At 70.5% G+C, this 16814-nt stretch carries 16 protein-coding genes; 3 read left to right on the top strand and 13 right to left on the bottom strand.

Annotated features, from left to right (window positions below):
* Nucleotides 1-83: 83 nt before the first annotated feature.
* The 7 genes from truB to rimP all read right to left on the bottom strand — a co-directional run bounded on the left by truB (nucleotide 84) and on the right by rimP (nucleotide 7134).
* On the bottom strand, nucleotides 84-992 hold the full coding sequence (truB, locus tag ABXJ52_RS27165; protein ID WP_367045272.1) for a tRNA pseudouridine(55) synthase TruB: 909 nt from the start codon (nucleotides 990-992) through the stop codon (nucleotides 84-86).
* Complete coding sequence (rbfA, locus tag ABXJ52_RS27160) at nucleotides 989-1459, bottom strand: 30S ribosome-binding factor RbfA (RefSeq protein ID WP_367045271.1); 471 nt, start codon at nucleotides 1457-1459, stop codon at nucleotides 989-991. Before rbfA ends, truB begins: the two co-directional genes overlap by 4 nt.
* Before the next feature lie 32 nt (nucleotides 1460-1491).
* Nucleotides 1492-1785 (bottom strand): DUF503 domain-containing protein, encoded by a 294-nt coding sequence (locus ABXJ52_RS27155; protein WP_367045270.1) that lies wholly within the window; start codon nucleotides 1783-1785, stop codon nucleotides 1492-1494.
* A gap of 139 nt (nucleotides 1786-1924) precedes the next feature.
* Entirely contained in the window at nucleotides 1925-5086 is a 3162-nt protein-coding gene (gene infB, locus ABXJ52_RS27150) for a translation initiation factor IF-2 (protein ID WP_367045269.1), read from the bottom strand.
* A gap of 144 nt (nucleotides 5087-5230) precedes the next feature.
* Entirely contained in the window at nucleotides 5231-5521 is a 291-nt protein-coding gene (locus ABXJ52_RS27145; RefSeq protein WP_160507520.1) for a YlxR family protein, read from the bottom strand.
* Between the two features lie 111 nt (nucleotides 5522-5632).
* Nucleotides 5633-6631 carry a transcription termination factor NusA gene (nusA, locus tag ABXJ52_RS27140; RefSeq protein WP_367045268.1) on the bottom strand — a complete coding sequence of 333 codons (999 nt, stop codon included), beginning with the start codon at nucleotides 6629-6631 and terminating at the stop codon, nucleotides 5633-5635.
* A 2-nt stretch (nucleotides 6632-6633) separates the two neighbouring features.
* Nucleotides 6634-7134, bottom strand: coding sequence for a ribosome maturation factor RimP (gene rimP / locus ABXJ52_RS27135; protein WP_367045267.1), 501 nt, complete (start codon nucleotides 7132-7134; stop codon nucleotides 6634-6636).
* A 262-nt stretch (nucleotides 7135-7396) separates the two neighbouring features.
* On the opposite strand from rimP, the gene ABXJ52_RS27130 reads away from it, so the two are divergent.
* The 3 genes from ABXJ52_RS27130 to ABXJ52_RS27120 are packed head-to-tail and all read left to right on the top strand — an operon-like array spanning nucleotide 7397 to nucleotide 9312.
* Entirely contained in the window at nucleotides 7397-7933 is a 537-nt protein-coding gene (locus ABXJ52_RS27130) for a hypothetical protein (RefSeq protein WP_367045266.1), read from the top strand.
* Nucleotides 7930-8388 carry a ferritin-like domain-containing protein gene (locus ABXJ52_RS27125; protein ID WP_367045265.1) on the top strand — a complete coding sequence of 153 codons (459 nt, stop codon included), beginning with the start codon at nucleotides 7930-7932 and terminating at the stop codon, nucleotides 8386-8388. Before ABXJ52_RS27130 ends, ABXJ52_RS27125 begins: the two co-directional genes overlap by 4 nt.
* 27 nt (nucleotides 8389-8415) lie before the next feature.
* Nucleotides 8416-9312 (top strand): aminoglycoside phosphotransferase family protein, encoded by an 897-nt coding sequence (locus ABXJ52_RS27120; RefSeq protein WP_367045264.1) that lies wholly within the window; start codon nucleotides 8416-8418, stop codon nucleotides 9310-9312.
* 90 nt (nucleotides 9313-9402) lie between these two features.
* Here the strand turns inward: ABXJ52_RS27120 and ABXJ52_RS27115 are convergent, their stop codons facing one another.
* The 6 genes from ABXJ52_RS27115 to dxr form a co-directional block, all read right to left on the bottom strand.
* Nucleotides 9403-11097 (bottom strand): proline--tRNA ligase, encoded by a 1695-nt coding sequence (locus tag ABXJ52_RS27115; RefSeq protein WP_367045263.1) that lies wholly within the window; start codon nucleotides 11095-11097, stop codon nucleotides 9403-9405.
* A gap of 69 nt (nucleotides 11098-11166) precedes the next feature.
* Entirely contained in the window at nucleotides 11167-11712 is a 546-nt protein-coding gene (locus ABXJ52_RS27110) for a GNAT family N-acetyltransferase (protein ID WP_367045262.1), read from the bottom strand.
* 72 nt (nucleotides 11713-11784) lie between these two features.
* Nucleotides 11785-12633, bottom strand: a complete 849-nt coding sequence (locus ABXJ52_RS27105) for a GNAT family N-acetyltransferase (RefSeq protein ID WP_367045261.1) — start codon at nucleotides 12631-12633, stop codon at nucleotides 11785-11787.
* A 239-nt stretch (nucleotides 12634-12872) separates the two neighbouring features.
* On the bottom strand, nucleotides 12873-14030 hold the full coding sequence (gene ispG / locus ABXJ52_RS27100) for a flavodoxin-dependent (E)-4-hydroxy-3-methylbut-2-enyl-diphosphate synthase (protein ID WP_367045260.1): 1158 nt from the start codon (nucleotides 14028-14030) through the stop codon (nucleotides 12873-12875).
* A gap of 163 nt (nucleotides 14031-14193) precedes the next feature.
* A complete protein-coding gene (locus ABXJ52_RS27095) occupies nucleotides 14194-15495 on the bottom strand; it encodes a site-2 protease family protein (protein ID WP_367045259.1) in 1302 nt (433 codons plus the stop codon).
* Nucleotides 15492-16748, bottom strand: a complete 1257-nt coding sequence (gene dxr / locus ABXJ52_RS27090) for a 1-deoxy-D-xylulose-5-phosphate reductoisomerase (RefSeq protein WP_367045258.1) — start codon at nucleotides 16746-16748, stop codon at nucleotides 15492-15494. The genes ABXJ52_RS27095 and dxr overlap by 4 nt, the downstream gene beginning before the upstream one ends.
* Between the last annotated feature and the right edge of the window lie 66 nt (nucleotides 16749-16814).

The following is a 16814-nucleotide window of genomic DNA, read 5'->3' as shown; positions in this document are numbered from 1 at the left end:
GGGTTTCGTCGTGGAGCGGCGCGCGGCCATGCGCACGCTGTCCGCCGCTCCACGACGGAGATCCCGAGTACGGGATACGGGGCTCAGGCGAAGACGGCCAGGCTCTTGGCCTTGCCCTTCAGCTCCTCGGCCAGCACCAGGAACCGGCCCTCCGGGTCGAAGACCGCGACGGCGCCGGCCCCGGCGTACTCCCCCGGCATCTCGATCCGCACGCCGTTGAGCAGCAGCTTCGCCCGCTTCTCGTCCACGTCCCAGCGCGGGAACGCGGCAGCGGCGGCGTCGGCCACCGGCATCACCGTCAGCTCCTCCTGGAGCTGGTCGATGGTCTTCGCCGCGTCCAGCTTGTACGGCCCGACGCGGGTGCGCCGCAGCGCGGTCAGATGTCCGCCGACCCCGAGGTCCGCACCGAGGTCACGGGCGAGGGCGCGGATGTACGTCCCTGACGAGCAGACCACGGAGACGACCAGGTCGAGTACGGGGGTGCCGTCGTCGGCGACGGCGTCCCTGACGTCGTAGACGGTGAAGGCGGAGATCTTCACCGGCCGGGCGGGGATCTCGAAGTCCTCGCCCTCGCGCGCTCGCGCGTACGACCGCTTGCCGTCGATCTTGATGGCGCTGACCTTCGACGGCACCTGCATGATGTCGCCGGAGAGCTTGGCGATGCCCGCGTCGATGGCGTCGCGCTTGATGCCCGAGGCGTCCACGGACGAGGTGAACTCGCCCTCGGCGTCGTCCGTGACCGTGTTCTGCCCGAGGCGGATGGTCCCCAGGTACTCCTTCTCCGTCAGCGCGAGGTGGCCGAGGAGCTTGGTCGCCCGCTCCACCCCGAGGACGAGAACGCCCGTCGCCATGGGGTCGAGGGTGCCCGCGTGGCCGACGCGGCGGGTCTTGGCGATCCCACGCATCTTGGCGACCACGTCATGCGAAGTGAAGCCGGACGGCTTGTCGACGATGACAAGTCCGTCCGGCGTCTTGTTGCCGGTGTTGCTCATGCGCGGGCGTCGCCGTCCGTTTCGTCTGCGTCGTCGGCGGACTCGTCCTCGGGCTTGCGGTACGGGTCGGCCCCACCGGCGAACTCGGCGCCCGCGGACACCTCGCGCACCTTCTCGTCCGACATCCGGGCCTTGTCGAGGAGGTCCTCGATGGCCCGCGCGTTGTCCGGCAGCGCGTCCGCCACGAAGGTGAGGCTCGGGGTGAACTTCACGCCCGCTGCCGCGCCGACCGCGGAACGGAGGACACCCTTGGCGCTCTCCAGACCGGCGGCGGCCGCCGCGCGGTCCTCGTCGTCCCCGTAGACCGTGTAGAAGACGGTCGCCTCCCGCAGGTCACCGGTGACCCGGGTGTCCGTGATGGTCACATGCGTACCGAGCCGCGGGTCCTTGATCCCGCGCTGCAGCTTCTGAGCAACCACCTCGCGGATGAGGTCCGCCAGCCTTTTCGCCCGCGCGTTGTCGGCCACTGCCCTGTCTCCTTCTTCGCCTTGCTGTGCAATCAGTCTTCGTCGCCGTGGAGCCTGCGTCGAACGGAGAGCAGCTCCACCTCGGGACGGGCGGCGACCATGCGCTCGCACCGGTCCAGTACGTCGGTGAGGTGCCCCGTCTCCCCGGAGACCAGCGCCAGGCCGATCTCGGCCCTGCGATGGAGGTCCTGGTTTCCCGTCTCCGCCGCGCTCACTCCGTGCTTACGGATGAGTTCGGCGACGATCGGGCGGACGACGGAGCGTTTCTCCTTCAGCGAGTGAACGTCGCCGAGGAGCAGATCGAAGGACAGTGTCCCCACATACATGTGTGTCCGGATGTCCCGCCGGTTCGGGGTCGTGCCCCGCCAACCGCTTGGCAGGGACACAAGAACCGTACACGGAACGGCCGGGGCCGATCGACGGGATTTACCTCCCCTCGACCGGCCCCGGTTCGAGCTACGTGGATCAGCCTCGCGGCTTCTCGCGCATCTCGTACGTCGCGATGACGTCGTCGATCTTGATGTCGTTGAAGTTGCCGAGGTTGATACCGCCCTCGAACCCTTCGCGGATCTCGGTGACGTCGTCCTTGAAGCGGCGCAGACCGGAGATGTTGAGGCTCTCCGCGATGACCTTGCCGTCGCGGATGAGGCGCGCCTTGGTGTTGCGCTTGACCTCGCCCGACCGGACCAGAACACCGGCGATGTTGCCCAGCTTGGACGAGCGGAAGATCTCGCGGATCTCCGCCGTGCCGAGCTCGACCTCTTCGTACTCCGGCTTGAGCATGCCCTTGAGGGCCGCTTCGATCTCTTCGATCGCCTGGTAGATGACCGAGTAGTACCGGACGTCCACGCCTTCGCGGTCGGCCATCTGCGCGGCACGACCGGCCGCACGGACGTTGAAGCCGATCACGATCGCGTCGGAGCCGGTCGCCAGGTCGATGTCCGACTCGGTGACCGCACCCACGCCGCGGTGCAGGACGCGGATGTCGACCTCTTCGCCGACGTCGAGCTGGAGCAGCGAGGACTCGAGAGCCTCCACCGAACCGGACGCGTCGCCCTTGATGATGAGGTTGAGTTCCTGCACCAGACCGGCCTTGAGGGCCTCGTCCAGGTTCTCCAGGGAGAACCGCACACCCTTGCGGGCGAAGCGGACGTTGCGCTCACGGGCGGCACGCTTCTCGGCGATCTGACGGGCCGTACGGTCCTCGTCGACGACCAGGAAGTTGTCGCCGGCACCCGGGACGTTGGTGAGACCGAGCACGAGGACCGGAGTCGAGGGACCCGCCTCCGTGACGTTCTCGCCCTTGTCGTCGAGCATCGCGCGGACTCGGCCGTACGCGTCGCCGACCACCATCGTGTCACCGACGCGGAGGGTACCGCGCTGGACCAGGACGGTCGCGACGGCGCCGCGGCCCTTGTCCAGGTGGGACTCGATGGCAATACCCTGCGCGTCCTGCTCAGGGTTGGCCCGCAGGTCGAGCGAGGCGTCCGCGGTCAGGACCACGGCCTCCAGGAGGGACTCGATGTTCTCGCCCTGCTTGGCGGAGATGTCGACGAACATCGTGTCGCCGCCGTACTCCTCGGCGACCAGACCGAACTCGGTGAGCTGGCCGCGCACCTTGGTCGGGTCGGCACCCTCGACGTCGATCTTGTTGACCGCGACCACGATCGGCACCTCGGCCGCCTTGGCGTGGTTCAGCGCCTCGATCGTCTGCGGCATCACACCGTCGTTCGCCGCGACCACGAGGATCGCGATGTCGGTGGACTTCGCACCACGGGCACGCATGGCGGTGAACGCCTCGTGACCGGGGGTGTCGATGAAGGTGATCTTGCGGTCTTCGCCGTTGACCTCGGAAGAGACCTGGTACGCACCGATGTGCTGCGTGATGCCGCCGGCCTCGCCCGCAATGACGTTCGTCTTGCGGATCGCGTCCAGAAGGCGGGTCTTACCGTGGTCGACGTGACCCATGACGGTCACGACCGGCGGACGCGCGACGAGCATGTCCTCGTCGCCCTCGTCCTCGCCGAACTCGATGTCGAAGGACTCGAGCAGCTCGCGGTCCTCCTCCTCGGGGCTGACGATCTCGAGGACGAAGTTCATCTCGTCCGCGAGCAGCTTCAGCGTCTCGTCCGGCACGGACTGCGTGGCCGTGACCATCTCGCCGAGGTTCATCATCACGCCGACGAGCGACGCCGGGTTGGCGTTGATCTTCTCGGCGAAGTCGGTCAGCGAGGCACCACGGGACAGGCGGACCGCCTGGCCGTTGCCCCTCGGCAGCATGACGCCGCCGACCGACGGAGCCTGCATCGACTCGTACTCCTGGCGCCTCTGCCGCTTCGACTTGCGACCACGACGGGCGGGCCCGCCGGGACGGCCGAAGGCACCCTGCGTGCCACCACGGGCACCGGGACCGCCGGGACGGCCACCGAAGCCGGGACGGCCACCGCCGCCACCGGGACGACCGGCGAAGCCGCCGCCACCGCCACCGGGACCACCGGGACGACCGGCGAAGCCGCCGCCACCGCCACCGGGACCACCGGGACGGCCCGCGAAGCCGCCGCCACCGGGACGACCGCCGCCGCCACCGCCGGGACGACCGCCACCGCCGGGACCACGGCCACCGCCGGGGCCACCACCGGGACGCGGGCCCGCGGCGGGACGCTGCGGCATCATGCCGGGGTTCGGACGGTTACCGCCGCCGCCGGGAGCACCGCCGGGACGCGGGGCGCCGCCCTGCGGGCGAGGCATGCCGCCGGGGCTGGGGCGAGCGCCGCCCTGACCCTGCGGACGAGGAGCACCCTGGCCGCCCTGGCCCTGCGGGCGCGGGGCGCCGCCGGGACCACCGGGGCCACCCTGGCCGCCGGGACGCGGGGCGCCGCCCGGACGGGGCGCCTGCGGGCGCGCCATGCCGGTGGAGCCACCAGAGGTGAAGGGGTTGTTGCCGGGACGCGGACCCGCCGGACGGCCACCGGGGCGCGGGGCGCCACCCTGGCCACCGGGACGCGGGGCGCCCTGACGGTTGTCACCGCGGTCGCCACGACCGCCCTGACCCTGACCCTGGCCACCCTGGCCGGGGGCCGGACGGCCCGCGGGCTTCGGGGCACCCGGGCGAGCGCCCGGACGGGGGCCTGCCGGCGCCGAGGAAGCGGCCGGAGCGGCCGGCGGAGCGGTGAACTCCGGGGCGGCCGGAGCCGGGGACGCCGGTGCGGCGGGCGCGGCCGGGGCAGCCGGAGCTGCCGGCGCCGGCTTGGGCGTCGGCGGCTTCGGACCCGGGCGCGGGCCGGGAGCGGCCGGGGAGGCCGCGGGCTTGTCGGCCGCGGCGGCGGGCTTGGCCGCCGGCGGCTTGGGCGCGGCCGGACCCGGACGGGCGGCCTGCGCGGGAGAGGGTGCCGACGGCGTCGCCGGCTTGGGGGCGGCCTGCTTGCGCGGCGCCCCGGGCTTGGCGGCGGCGGGCTTGCCGTTGCCACCGCCCTGGTTCAATGCGTCAGTCAATTTGCGTACTACGGGCGCCTCGATCGTCGAGGACGCCGAACGTACGAATTCACCGAGTTCTTGGAGCTTGGCCATGACGACCTTGCTCTCTACGCCGAACTCCTTGGCGAGCTCGTATACCCGGACCTTAGCCACTTCGCTCCTTTTAGGTCCGGGTTACGCCGGACCGTCGCTACTTCATGGGCGTACTCATCGCGTGCTCATCGAGTGCTCATCGCAATCTCGACCTACTTCCAACTCGCGGAATACCAGGGCCGCGCGGGGTTCCGCGCGACCTTCTTACGGTGTTGCCTGCTGGGCAACTGTCTCGACGGCTCGGCGCAAGTCCGCCGTGTCGAGCGGACCCGGGGCCCGGAAGGCCCGCGGGAACGCTCTGCGTCGGACCGCCAGGTCGAGACAGACCGGGACGGGGTGGATATACGCACCCCGGCCGGGCAGCGTACCGCTTGGATCGGGGGCGCAGGCGCCCTCTTTCGCCACGATGCGCAGCAGATCGCTCTTGGCCGCTCGCTCCCGGCACCCCACACAGGTGCGTTCAGGGCATGCGCGGGCTTGCGTCCGGCCAGACACGATTAAGTCTACCTCCCCGTACCGACCTCACCCCTTTGGGGCAAAAATCGAACGGTTGTTGTCTTGATCAGGACTGGATCAGCGCCCGGTCCGGACCCGATCCGAACCCGCTCAGGCCTCCTCGGAGTCCTGCGGCTGCTCGGTGTCCGGACGGATGTCGATGCGCCAGCCCGTGAGCCGCGCGGCGAGGCGGGCGTTCTGGCCCTCCTTGCCGATCGCGAGGGACAGCTGGTAGTCGGGCACGGTCACCCGGGCCGAACGGGCAGCGAGGTCGACGATCTCCACCTTGCTGACCCGCGCCGGGGAGAGCGCGTGGGCGACCATCTCGCCCGGGTCGTCCGACCAGTCGACGATGTCGATCTTCTCGCCGTTGAGCTCGGCCATGACGTTGCGCACACGCTGGCCCATCGGGCCGATGCAGGCGCCCTTGGCGTTCAGGCCCGAGCGGGTCGAGCGCACCGCGATCTTGGTCCGGTGACCGGCCTCTCGGGCGATGGCCGAGATCTCGACCGAGCCGTCGGCGATCTCCGGCACCTCGAGCGCGAAGAGCTTCTTCACGAGGTTCGGGTGCGTGCGGGACAGCGTGACCGAGGGGCCACGGACGCCCTTCGCCACCCGGACGACGTACGAACGAAGGCGCAGACCGTGGCCGTACTCCTCGCCGGGGACCTGCTCCTGCACCGGCAGGATGGCCTCGAGCTTGCCGATGTCGACCAGGACGTTCTTCGGGTCGCGGCCCTGCTGGACGACGCCCGTGACGATGTCGCCCTCGCGGCCCGCGTACTCGCCGAGGGTCGCGTCGTCCTGGGCGTCGCGCAGGCGCTGCAGGATGACCTGCTTGGCGGTCGTCGCGGCGATCCGGCCGAAGTCGGACGGGGTGTCGTCGAACTCCTTGGCCTCCTGGCCCTCTTCGAGGTCGGCAGGGTCCTCGGTCGCCCACACCGTCACATGGCCGCTGTCGCGGTCCAGCTTCACGCGTGCGCGACGGAAGCTTCCGTCGGTCCGGTGGTAGGCGATGAGGAGGGCCGACTCGATCGCCTCGACCAGCAGGTCGAAGGAGATCTCCTTCTCCCGGACCAGACCCCGCAGGGCACTCATGTCGATGTCCACGGCTACGCCTCCTCTTCCTTCTTGTCCTTGCGGTTGAACTCGACCTCGACGCGCGCCTTGGCGATCGCGTCGAAGGTGAGCCTGCGGGCGGTGGGCTTGCGCCCCTTCACGCCCGGTACTTCGAGATCCAGGCCTTCGTCGTCCACGTCGAGGATGCGGGCGATCAGCTCGTCGCCGCCCTCCGTCAGCTGGAACTTCACGAGGCGGCCGACGGCGCGCAGATAGTGGCGGTGCTCCGTCAGCGGGCGCTCGGCGCCCGGGGAGCCGACTTCGAGGGTGTATTCCCCGTCGCCCATCGCGTCGCTCTCGTCGAGCTTCTCGGAGAGTTCGCGGCTGATCTCGGCGATCTGATCCAGGTCCACGCCGTCGTCGGAGTCGATGACGACCCGCAGCACCCGCTTGCGTCCGACCGAGGCCACTTCGATCTCTTCGAGATCCAGTTCCTTCGAGCTGACGAGCGGTTCCAGCAGTTCTCGCAGCCTCTCGCTCTGGGTGGTGCTCATCCGGGTGACTCCTCGGCCGCGTGTGCTGTTGTGGGATCGTCGCGTGACAGGTCAAAGGGTATCCGGTCCCGAGGGGTGTTGCCGCCCGCTCTCCGCGTGCTGTCCGGCCCTCGTCCCGCTCCAGTCCGGCTCTTGTCCGGCCTCGGGCGCCCCTGCGTCGAGCCGCTCACGCGTACGAGGGCAGCCCGCAGGTACGGTGATCACCGACTCGCCCACCTTCTGACTGCCTGCCTTTCTGGCCTTCCTGCCGAGGACGTCTGCCGTGCCGTCGTATCCCACCCCCTCGCACGCCCGCTCGGGGCCGCGCCGCAGAAGCCTGCTGACCGGCGCCGCCGGAGCCACCGGGGCCGTGCTGCTCTCGGGCTGCTCGGACTCCGGGTCCACGGACACGGACGAGCGCTCTTCCGACACCGCGCGGCTGCGTGCGCGAGCCGCCCTGGACAGCGGTGAGCTGCTGGGGCGGTACGACGCCGTCATCGCCGCGCATCCCTCGCTGGCCGGAAGGCTCTCTCCGCTGCGGGCGGAGGTGAAGCGGCACGAGGCGGTCTTCGCCGAGGGGTCCGCACCCTCGTCTCCCCCGCCCTCGTCCCCTTCCGCCTCCGCGTCGCCCCCCGCGAAGCCCTCCGTCCCCAAGGACGAGAAGGACGCCGTGCGCGCGCTCGCCAAGGCCGAGCGGGAGCTGGCGAAGCGGCGCGGGAGCGAGCTCCTGGACGCGCCGCCGGAGATCGCCAGGCTGTTCGCGTCGGTGGCGGCCGCGGGCGCCGCGCACGCGTATCTGCTGACGGAGGGCGACAAGTGAGCGATTCCAAGGACGAGTTGCAGGCGGTGCAGGCCGCGCTGGGCGCCGAGCACGCCGCCGTGTACGGCTTCGGGGTCGTCGGCGGCCGGATCGGCGAGGACCGCAGGGCCGAGGCGCGCACGGCGTACGACGCGCATCGCGCCCGGCGTGACGAGCTGCAGCGCGCCGTGCGCGACCTGGGCGGCGAGCCCGAGCCGTCGGCGGCCGCCTACGCGCTGCCGTTCGCGGTGCCGGACTCCGCGGCCGCCGTGCGGCTCGCGACGGAGCTGGAGGAGCGGGTCGCGGGGGTCTACTCGGATCTCGTACGCGCCTCCACCGGCGCCCGGCGCGGGAACGCCGCCGAAGCGCTGCGGGAGGCGGCGGTCCGCGCGGCGCGGTGGCGCGGCGGGAGCGTAACCTTCCCTGGTCTCGCCGAGCGGGCCGCCACTCCCGGCACCTCGGCGCCCAAGGCCTGACCCGCTCCGGAAGGGAACACCTCGCGTATGGCTCTCGAACCGCCCCAGCGTCTCGTCACCGCCCTGGGTGAGACGGCGCAGGACGGCGACGACTGGCTGGAGAAGCTGCCCGGGGCAGCCGAACAGGCCGTCGCTCTACGCGAGTTGACCGTCGAGCGGGTCCACGTGCCCGGTGGGCGCAGCAGTCTCGTCGTCATGGTGCGCCAGGCCGACGAGACGCCCGCGGTGCTGAAGCTGGTGCCGCCGAGGTCGCGCCCCGAGAGCGAGCGGGCGGCGCTCGCGCACTGGAACGGGCTCGGCGCCGTACGGCTGCTCGACCCCGCGGCGGCGGACGGGGCCCTCCTGCTCGAACGGCTGCACCGCGACGTGTCGGTCCGTTCGCTGCCCGAGGCCAAAGCCCTGCTGGAGGCCGCGGGCACACTGCGGCGGCTGTGGGTGGAGCCGCCCACGGATCACCGTTTCGAGACGGTCGCCGAGCGGACGGGGCGGCAGGCCGAGGCGATGCGGGCGTCCGCCGACGGGGAGGCCGCGCCTCTGGTGGAGGCGGCGCTGGCGGCTCGGGACGAGTTGCTCGCGGGGTCGCCGGGTGAGGTGCGGCTGCTGCACGGGACGTTCCGGCAGAGCAAGGTCCTTCAGGGGGACAGGTTGCCGTGGCTGGCCGTGGGGCCCGACCCGGTGGTCGGGGAGCCCGCCTTCGACCTGGCGCGGCTCGTACGCGACCGCGTCGAGGACCTGATCGCCTCCCCCTCGGGGGCGTCGATCACCCGCCGCCGGGTGAAGAAGCTGGCCGAGTCGCTGGATGTGGATCAGGAGCGGCTGCGGGGGTGGACCTTGTTCCGCGCCGTTGAGTCGGGGGTGCGGGCCCGCCGTGTGGGGCGGGAACAGGATGCGGAGCTGTTGTTGGAGTTCGCGGGGTGGTTGTAGGGGGCGGAGTTCGTCCTCAAACGCCGGACGGGCTGGATTTCCAGCCCGTCCGGCGTTTGAGGACATCCTGTACCCGGGGGTTCAGGGGGATCAGGCAGTCAGCCGCGCAACAGCCTCCGCCACCGTCAGCTCCTCGCGCTCCCCGGTCCTGCGGTCCTTCAGCTCCACCACGCCCTCGGCCGAGCGACGGCCCGCCACCAGAATCTGCGGCACACCGATCAGCTCCGCGTCCGTGAACTTCACGCCGGGCGAGACGCCCGCACGGTCATCGACCAGGACCCGCACACCCGCAGCGTTCAGCTGCTCCGAGACGTCAAGGGCCAGCTCCGTCTGGAGTGCCTTGCCCGCGGCCACCACGTGGACGTCGGCGGGGGCGATCTCCTTGGGCCAGCACAGGCCCTTGTCGTCCGCCGTCTGCTCGGCGAGCGCCGCCACCGCGCGCGAGACGCCGATGCCGTACGAGCCCATGGTCACGCGGACCGGCTTGCCCTGCTGGCCGAGGACGTCCAGCTGGAAGGCGTCGGCGAACTTGCGGCCCAGCTGGAAGATGTGGCCGATCTCGATGGCGCGGTCCAGCTTCAGGCCGGTGCCGCACTTGGGGCAGGGGTCGCCCTCCTCGACGACCACGACGTCGAGGTAGTCGTCGACCTCGAAGTCACGGCCCGCGACGACGTTCTTCGCGTGCGTGTTGATCTTGTTGGCGCCGGTGATCCAGGCCGTGCCCGCGGCCACCCGCGGGTCGGCGATGTAGCGGACCTTCTCCAGGCCCTGCGGCCCGACGTAGCCGCGTACGAGATCGTCGCGGCCCTCGAAGTCCTCGGCCGTCACCAGCTCCACGACGGCGGGCGACAGGTGCTCGCCGAGCTTGCCGAGGTCGACCTCACGGTCGCCGGGGACGCCCACGGCGACGATCTCGCCGTCGACCTTGACCAGGAGGTTCTTCAGGGTCGCGGACGCGGGCACACCGAGGTGGGCCGCGAGCGTCTCGATGGTCGGGGTGTCGGGGGTGTCGAGGTCCTCGACGGGACCGTGCGCGGAACCGTCCACCGACGTGGCGACGAAGGACACGGCCTCCGTGTTGGCCGCGTAGTCGCACGCGGGGCAGTCCACGAACGTGTCCTCACCGGCCGGCGCGGGCGCCAGGAACTCCTCGGACGCGGAGCCGCCCATCGCGCCGGAGACGGCGGAGACGATGCGGTGGTCGAGGCCGAGGCGCTCGAAGATCTTGATGTACGCGGCGCGGTGCAGGTCGTACGAGGCGACGAGGCCCTCGTCCGTCGTGTCGAAGGAGTACGAGTCCTTCATCTGGAACTCGCGGCCACGGAGCACACCGGCGCGGGGGCGGGCCTCGTCGCGGTACTTCGTCTGGATCTGGTAGAGGATCACCGGCAGGTCCTTGTAGGACGAGCACTGGTCCTTGACGATCTGGGTGAAGATCTCCTCGTGCGTGGGACCGAGGAGGTAGTCCGCGCCCTTGCGGTCCTTGAGACGGAAGAGCAGGTCGCCGTACTCGTCATAGCGGCCCGTCGCGTCGTACGACTCCTTGGGCAGGAGCGCCGGCAGGAGGACTTCCTGGGCGCCGATGGCGTCCATCTCCTCGCGTACGACGTGGGTGATGTTCTCCAGGACCTTCTTGCCCAGCGGGAGCCAGGACCAGATGCCGGCGGCGGTGCGGCGGACGTATCCGGCCCGCACGAGCAGCTTGTGGTTGAGCGTCTCGGCGTCCGCCGGGTCGTCGCGCAGTGTCTTGATCATCAATCGGGACATGCGCTGGACCTGGGCCATGGTGAACTCCTGCGTGGAAAGAATGATGTGCAGGAGGTTAGCCGGGGCGCGGGGGCGTGCGGAAATCGGTCAGGTGCCGGCCCGCCTCAGCGGGAGCGGCGCACCCATCACCGCGTACGGCTTCGGGGCGCTGGGGAACTGGACGTCGCGGGCCAGGTCCACGTACCCGAGGGAGCGGTAGAGGCCCCGCGCGGGGCTCTCGATGTCGATCGCGGAGAGGATCGAGCGGGGCTGGTCGACGGCGTCCGTGATGGTGGTGATGAGGGTGCGGCCGACCCCGCGGTTCTGGTGGCCGGGCTGCACATGGAGTTCGGTGATCACGAAGGAGTCGTCGAGCCACTCGTCGCTGCCGCCGGCCCGCAGATACGGCTCGACGACCGTGGACCACCAGTGGCCGCGGTCGTTCGGCATGCCGTAGACGAAGCCGACGAGCCGGCCCTCGGGGGTGCTCGCGCCGAGCGCGCGGGCCCCGGGGTAGGTGATGTGCCGCAGCACGATCTGCCGCCGCACGGCCACCTCGTCGTCGCTGAGCCCGAAGGCGTGGGCCTGCACCCGCAGCGCTTCGTCCACGTGCGCGGCGAGGTCCAGCGGCCCGATCACGACGTCGTCAGTCATGCGCCGAACCTTAACGCGCGGACGGGGGTACGTGAGGAGTGCGATGTGAGACGCGTAGGAGCCGGAAGGGGGCTAGAACAGGACACTCATGAACGCCCCGACCTCCTGGAACCCCACCCGTCGGTACGCCGCCCTGGCCGCGGTGTTGAAGTCGTTGACGTAGAGGCTGACGACCGGGGCGACGTCCGTGAGGGCGTAGCGCAGGACGGCCGCCATGCCCGGTGCCGCGTAGCCCTTTCCCCGGAACTCGGGGGCCACCCAGACGCCCTGCACCTGGCAGGCCTGTGCCGTGGCCGCGCCGATCTCCGCCTTGAAGATGACCTTGCCGTCGCGGTCGAGGCGGGCGAACGAGCGCCCCGCGCCGACGAGTTCGGCGACCCGCGCCTGGTAGAGGAGGCCGCCGTCGCCCGCCATCGGCGAGATGCCGACTTCCTCGGTGAACATCGCCACGCACGCGGGCATGATCGTCTCCATCTCGTCCTTGCGGACGCGACGGACGTACGGGTCGGGGGTGATGTCGTGCGGGAGGCGGTCGGTGACCATCAGGGGCTGCTGGGAGCGGACCTCGCGGGCGGGGCCCCAGGAGGGTTCGAGCAGCCGCCACAGCTGGGCGGTGGGTTCGGCGGGTCCGACGATGGAGGAGCAGCGGCGGCCTGCCCTGCGGGCGCGGTCGGCGAAGGCGCGGACCGCTCGCGGGGTCGCGCAGATCGGGACGAGGTTGGCGCCCGCGTAGCAGAGGGACTCCAGCATTCCGTCCTGGTACCAGCCCCACATCTCGCCGCCGAGCCGCCACGGGTCGAGGCCGGCGACGCGGACTCGTGAGGTCACGAAGGCGTTGGCCACGGGCTCGCGGTCGAGGACGGCGAGCGCGGCGTCCAGGTCACTCGGTTCGAGGACCCTGGTGGTGGTCTGAGTCAACACGTGCGGGGGCCTCACCATACGGTCTGCTGATCTCCGCACTGTACCTGGCGGGGGCGCCTTGTGCGGGGGGCGCCTTTTGTCCCGGGGGGGGGTCCTCGCCGCGGGCGGGTGCTGCCCGGCGGGGCCGGAGCCTTTCGCCGCTTCGCGGCGGATTCTCCCGCCCACCCACCCCATTGCCCCGCAGTACACACGTGGGCCCCGCCACCGGGTCGGTGGCGGGGCCCACGTACACGACAGAATCAGCCCGCGACCGCCACCGTCGGCTCCCCGGAGGGGATTCCGTCCTTCTCCATCTGTTCGGCGATCTTCATCGCCTCTTCGATGAGGGTCTCCACGATCTTCGACTCGGGGACGGTCTTGATGACCTCGCCCTTGACGAAGATCTGGCCCTTGCCGTTGCCGGACGCGACGCCGAGGTCCGCCTCGCGGGCCTCGCCGGGGCCGTTCACGACGCAGCCCATGACGGCGACGCGCAGGGGGACTTCCATGCCGTCCAGGCCCGCGGTGACCTCTTCGGCCAGCTTGTAGACGTCGACCTGGGCGCGGCCGCAGGACGGGCAGGAGACGATCTCCAGGCGGCGCGGCTTGAGGTTGAGGGACTCCAGGATCTGGAGGCCGACCTTGATCTCCTCGACCGGCGGTGCCGAGAGGGAGACGCGGATCGTGTCGCCGATGCCCTCGGAGAGCAGCGCGCCGAAGGCGACCGCCGACTTGATCGTGCCCTGGAACGCCGGGCCCGCCTCCGTCACGCCGAGGTGCAGGGGGTAGTCACTGGCCGCGGCGAGCTGGCGGTAGGCGTTGACCATGACGACCGGGTCGTTGTGCTTGACCGAGATCTTGATGTCCCGGAAGCCGTGCTCCTCGAAGAGCGACGCCTCCCAGAGGGCCGACTCGACCAGGGCCTCCGGAGTCGCCTTGCCGTACTTCTTGAGGAGGCGCGCGTCCAGTGAGCCCGCGTTCACGCCGATGCGGATCGGGGTGCCGGCGTCCTTCGCGGCGCGCGCGATCTCCTTGACCTTGTCGTCGAACTGCTTGATGTTGCCCGGGTTCACGCGGACGGCGGCGCATCCGGCGTCGATCGCCGCGAAGACGTACTTCGGCTGGAAGTGGATGTCGGCGATCACCGGGATCTGCGACTTCCGCGCGATCGTCGCGAGTGCGTCCGCGTCGTCCTGCGTCGGACACGCGACCCGCACGATCTGGCAGCCGGACGCCGTGAGTTCGGCGATCTGCTGCAGCGTCGCCCCGATGTCGGACGTACGCGTCGTCGTCATCGACTGCACCGACACCGGTGCGTCCCCGCCGACGGCGACCGTACCGACCTGGATCTTGCGGCTGACACGGCGGTCGGCGAGCTTGGTCGGTACGGACGGGATTCCGAGAGAAACGGCAGTCATCTGGCGAGCATCCCCAAGGTGTGGATCAAGGTCCCGAGTTCGGCGGGCTCCAGACTTCGAGATTACGGCACCCCATAGGGCCCGAGCACATCACGTCCGTAAGTCCACCCAAAGGTGGTCGGCCGGACACAGAGAGTGTCCGGCCGCTCCAAACTTCCCCTTATCAGGAGATTCTTACCGGGTTCACCACGTCCGCGATCAGGACGAGGATCGTGAAGCAGATGAAGATTCCGGCCACCACATAGGCGACGGGCATCAGCTTCGCCACGTCGAAGGGGCCCGGGTCGGGCCGCTTCAGGAGCTTGGCCGCCTTGCGCCGCACCGACTCCCACAGCGCCCCCGCGATGTGCCCGCCGTCCAGCGGCAGCAGCGGCAGCATGTTGAACAGGAACAGGGAGAGGTTGAAGCCCGCGACCAGGAACAGCATCATCGCGATCTGGTTCTCCGGCGGGATGTCCAGCGTGAAGACCTCGCCGCCCACGCGGGCCGCGCCGACGACGCCCATCGGGGAGTCCTGCTTGCGGTCGCCGTCCCCGAAGGCCGCGTCCCACAGGTCGGGGATCTTGGACGGCAGGGCGATGAGCGACTCGACGCCGTTCTCCATCATGTCGCCCATGCGGTTCACGGAGTCGCCGAAGCCCTGCTGGACTACGCCGGTGGCGGGGGTGAAGCCGAGGAAGCCAGCGGAGACGTACTTGCCCTCCACATAGCCGCCCTCGCCGTCGGTCTTGCTGACCTGGTTCTTGATGAGGTTGGCCTGCAGGTCGACCTGCTTGCCGTCACGCTCGACCGTGATGGTGGCCGGGCCGATCGTCTCGCGGATCTTGCCCTGGAGCGCGGACCAGTCGTCGATGGGCTGCCCCTGGAAGCCGACGATCTTGTCGCCGAGCTTCAGGCCCGCCGCCTTGGCCGGCGCGACCGTGTCGCCCTTCTCGCACTTCGTGCGGTTCTCGCTCTGCTGGATGACGCAGTCGGAGACCTTGCCGACCGTCGTCGTCTGCGTGCTGATACCGAACGTCATCATCACGCCGAGGAAGATCGCCACGGCCAGGATCAGGTTCATGAACGGGCCCGCGAACATCACGATCACGCGCTTCCACGGCTTGCGCGTGTAGAAGAGCCGCGTCTCGTCGCCGGGCTTGAGCTCCTCGAAGGCGGCCGACCGCGCGTCCTCGATCATGCCGCGCCAGGGGGACGTCGAGCGTGCCTCGAGGCGGCCGTCCGGGCCGGGCGGGAACATGCCGATCATGCGGATGTACCCGCCGAGGGGGATGGCCTTGATGCCGTACTCGGTGTCGCCCTTCTTGCGCGAGAAGATCGTCGGGCCGAAACCGACCATGTACTGCGGCACGCGGATGCCGAACAGCTTGGCGGTCGACAGGTGACCCAGCTCGTGCCAGGCGATCGAGAACAGCAGTCCGACCGCGAAGACGACTATGCCGAGGATCATCATCAAGGTCGTCATGCGCGGGCCTCCGCGGTCGCCTTCGCCGTCAGTTCACGGGCCCGGGCGCGCGCCCAGGTCTCCGCTTCGAGGACGTCCGCGACGGTCAGGGAAGTTCCCGCGGACGGCGTGCCGTGTTCGGCGACGATCTCCGTGACGGTCTCCATGATCCCGTTGAAGGGCAGGGCGCCGTTCAAGAACGCGTCCACGCACTCCTCGTTGGCGGCATTGAACACTGCCGGGGCCGTGCCCGCGAGCTTCCCCACATGCCGGGCGAGCCCGACCGACGGGAAAGCGTCGTTGTCGAGGGGGAAGAACTCCCAGCTGGAGGCCTTCGTCCAGTCGAAGGCGGGCGCCGCGTCCGGCACCCGCTCGGGCCAGCCGATGCCGATGGCGATCGGGCCGCCCATGTCCGGCGGCGTGGCCTGGGCCAGCGTCGATCCGTCGGTGAACTCGACCATGGAGTGCACATAGGACTGGGGGTGGACGACGACCTCGATGCGCTCGAAGGGGATGTCGTAGAGGAGGTGGGCCTCGATCACCTCCAGGCCCTTGTTGACGAGCGTCGCGGAGTTCACCGTGATGACCGGGCCCATGGCCCAGGTGGGGTGTGCGAGCGCGTCGTCCGGCGTGACGTTCGCCAGATCGGCCTTCGTACGTCCCCGGAACGGGCCACCGGAGGCGGTGACGACCAGCTTGCGCACATCGGCGCGGGTGCCGGCGGCGAGCGCCTGGAAGAGCGCGGCGTGCTCGGAGTCGACGGGGATGATCTGCCCCGGCTTGGCGAGCGCCTTCACCAGGGGCCCGCCGACGATCAGCGACTCCTTGTTGGCGAGCGCGAGGGTGCGGCCCGCTTCGAGCGCGGCGAGCGTGGGCGCGAGCCCGATGGAGCCGGTGATGCCGTTCAGGACGGTATGGCAGTCGGAGGTGGCGACCTGCGTGGCCGCGTCGGGCCCGGCGAGGATCTCGGGCAGCGGCTCGTCGCCGTACTGCCCCTTCAGCGCCTCGCGCAGCGCCGGTACGACGTCCTCGCGGGCCACGGCCACGGTCCGCACCCGCAGCTGCCTCGCCTGTTCGGCGAGCAGTCCGACGCGGCCGCCGGCGGCGGAGAGCGCGGTGACGCGGAAGCGACGGGGGTTGCGCAGGACGAGATCGATGGCCTGGGTGCCGATCGAACCGGTCGAGCCGAGGATGACGATGTCCCGCGGACCGTCCGTCGCGACGGGGTCGAAGACGAGATGCGGATCGGCGAGGGGGGCTGGACTGTCGCTCATCCCCCCATTCTTGCCTGGGCGGAGGTGTGAGGAGACACTGCGCCCCGATCCGGTCGGCCGAAATCG

The sequence above is a fragment of the Streptomyces sp. Je 1-332 genome (assembly GCF_040730185.1).
Taxonomy (GTDB): domain Bacteria; phylum Actinomycetota; class Actinomycetes; order Streptomycetales; family Streptomycetaceae; genus Streptomyces.
This window is presented reverse-complemented; position numbering and strand designations above follow the sequence as displayed.

Coding starts and splice junctions, on each gene's coding strand:
- truB (WP_367045272.1), bottom strand. CDS start 992: ATGAGCAACACCGGCAACAAGACGCCGGACGGACTTGTCATCGTCGAC.
- ABXJ52_RS27155 (WP_367045270.1), bottom strand. CDS start 1,785: ATGTATGTGGGGACACTGTCCTTCGATCTGCTCCTCGGCGACGTTCAC.
- rimP (WP_367045267.1), bottom strand. CDS start 7,134: ATGAGCACCACCCAGAGCGAGAGGCTGCGAGAACTGCTGGAACCGCTC.
- ABXJ52_RS27120 (WP_367045264.1), top strand. CDS start 8,416: ATGGCTCTCGAACCGCCCCAGCGTCTCGTCACCGCCCTGGGTGAGACG.
- ABXJ52_RS27115 (WP_367045263.1), bottom strand. CDS start 11,097: ATGGCCCAGGTCCAGCGCATGTCCCGATTGATGATCAAGACACTGCGC.
- ABXJ52_RS27110 (WP_367045262.1), bottom strand. CDS start 11,712: ATGACTGACGACGTCGTGATCGGGCCGCTGGACCTCGCCGCGCACGTG.
- ispG (WP_367045260.1), bottom strand. CDS start 14,030: ATGACTGCCGTTTCTCTCGGAATCCCGTCCGTACCGACCAAGCTCGCC.
- ABXJ52_RS27095 (WP_367045259.1), bottom strand. CDS start 15,495: ATGACGACCTTGATGATGATCCTCGGCATAGTCGTCTTCGCGGTCGGA.
- dxr (WP_367045258.1), bottom strand. CDS start 16,748: ATGAGCGACAGTCCAGCCCCCCTCGCCGATCCGCATCTCGTCTTCGAC.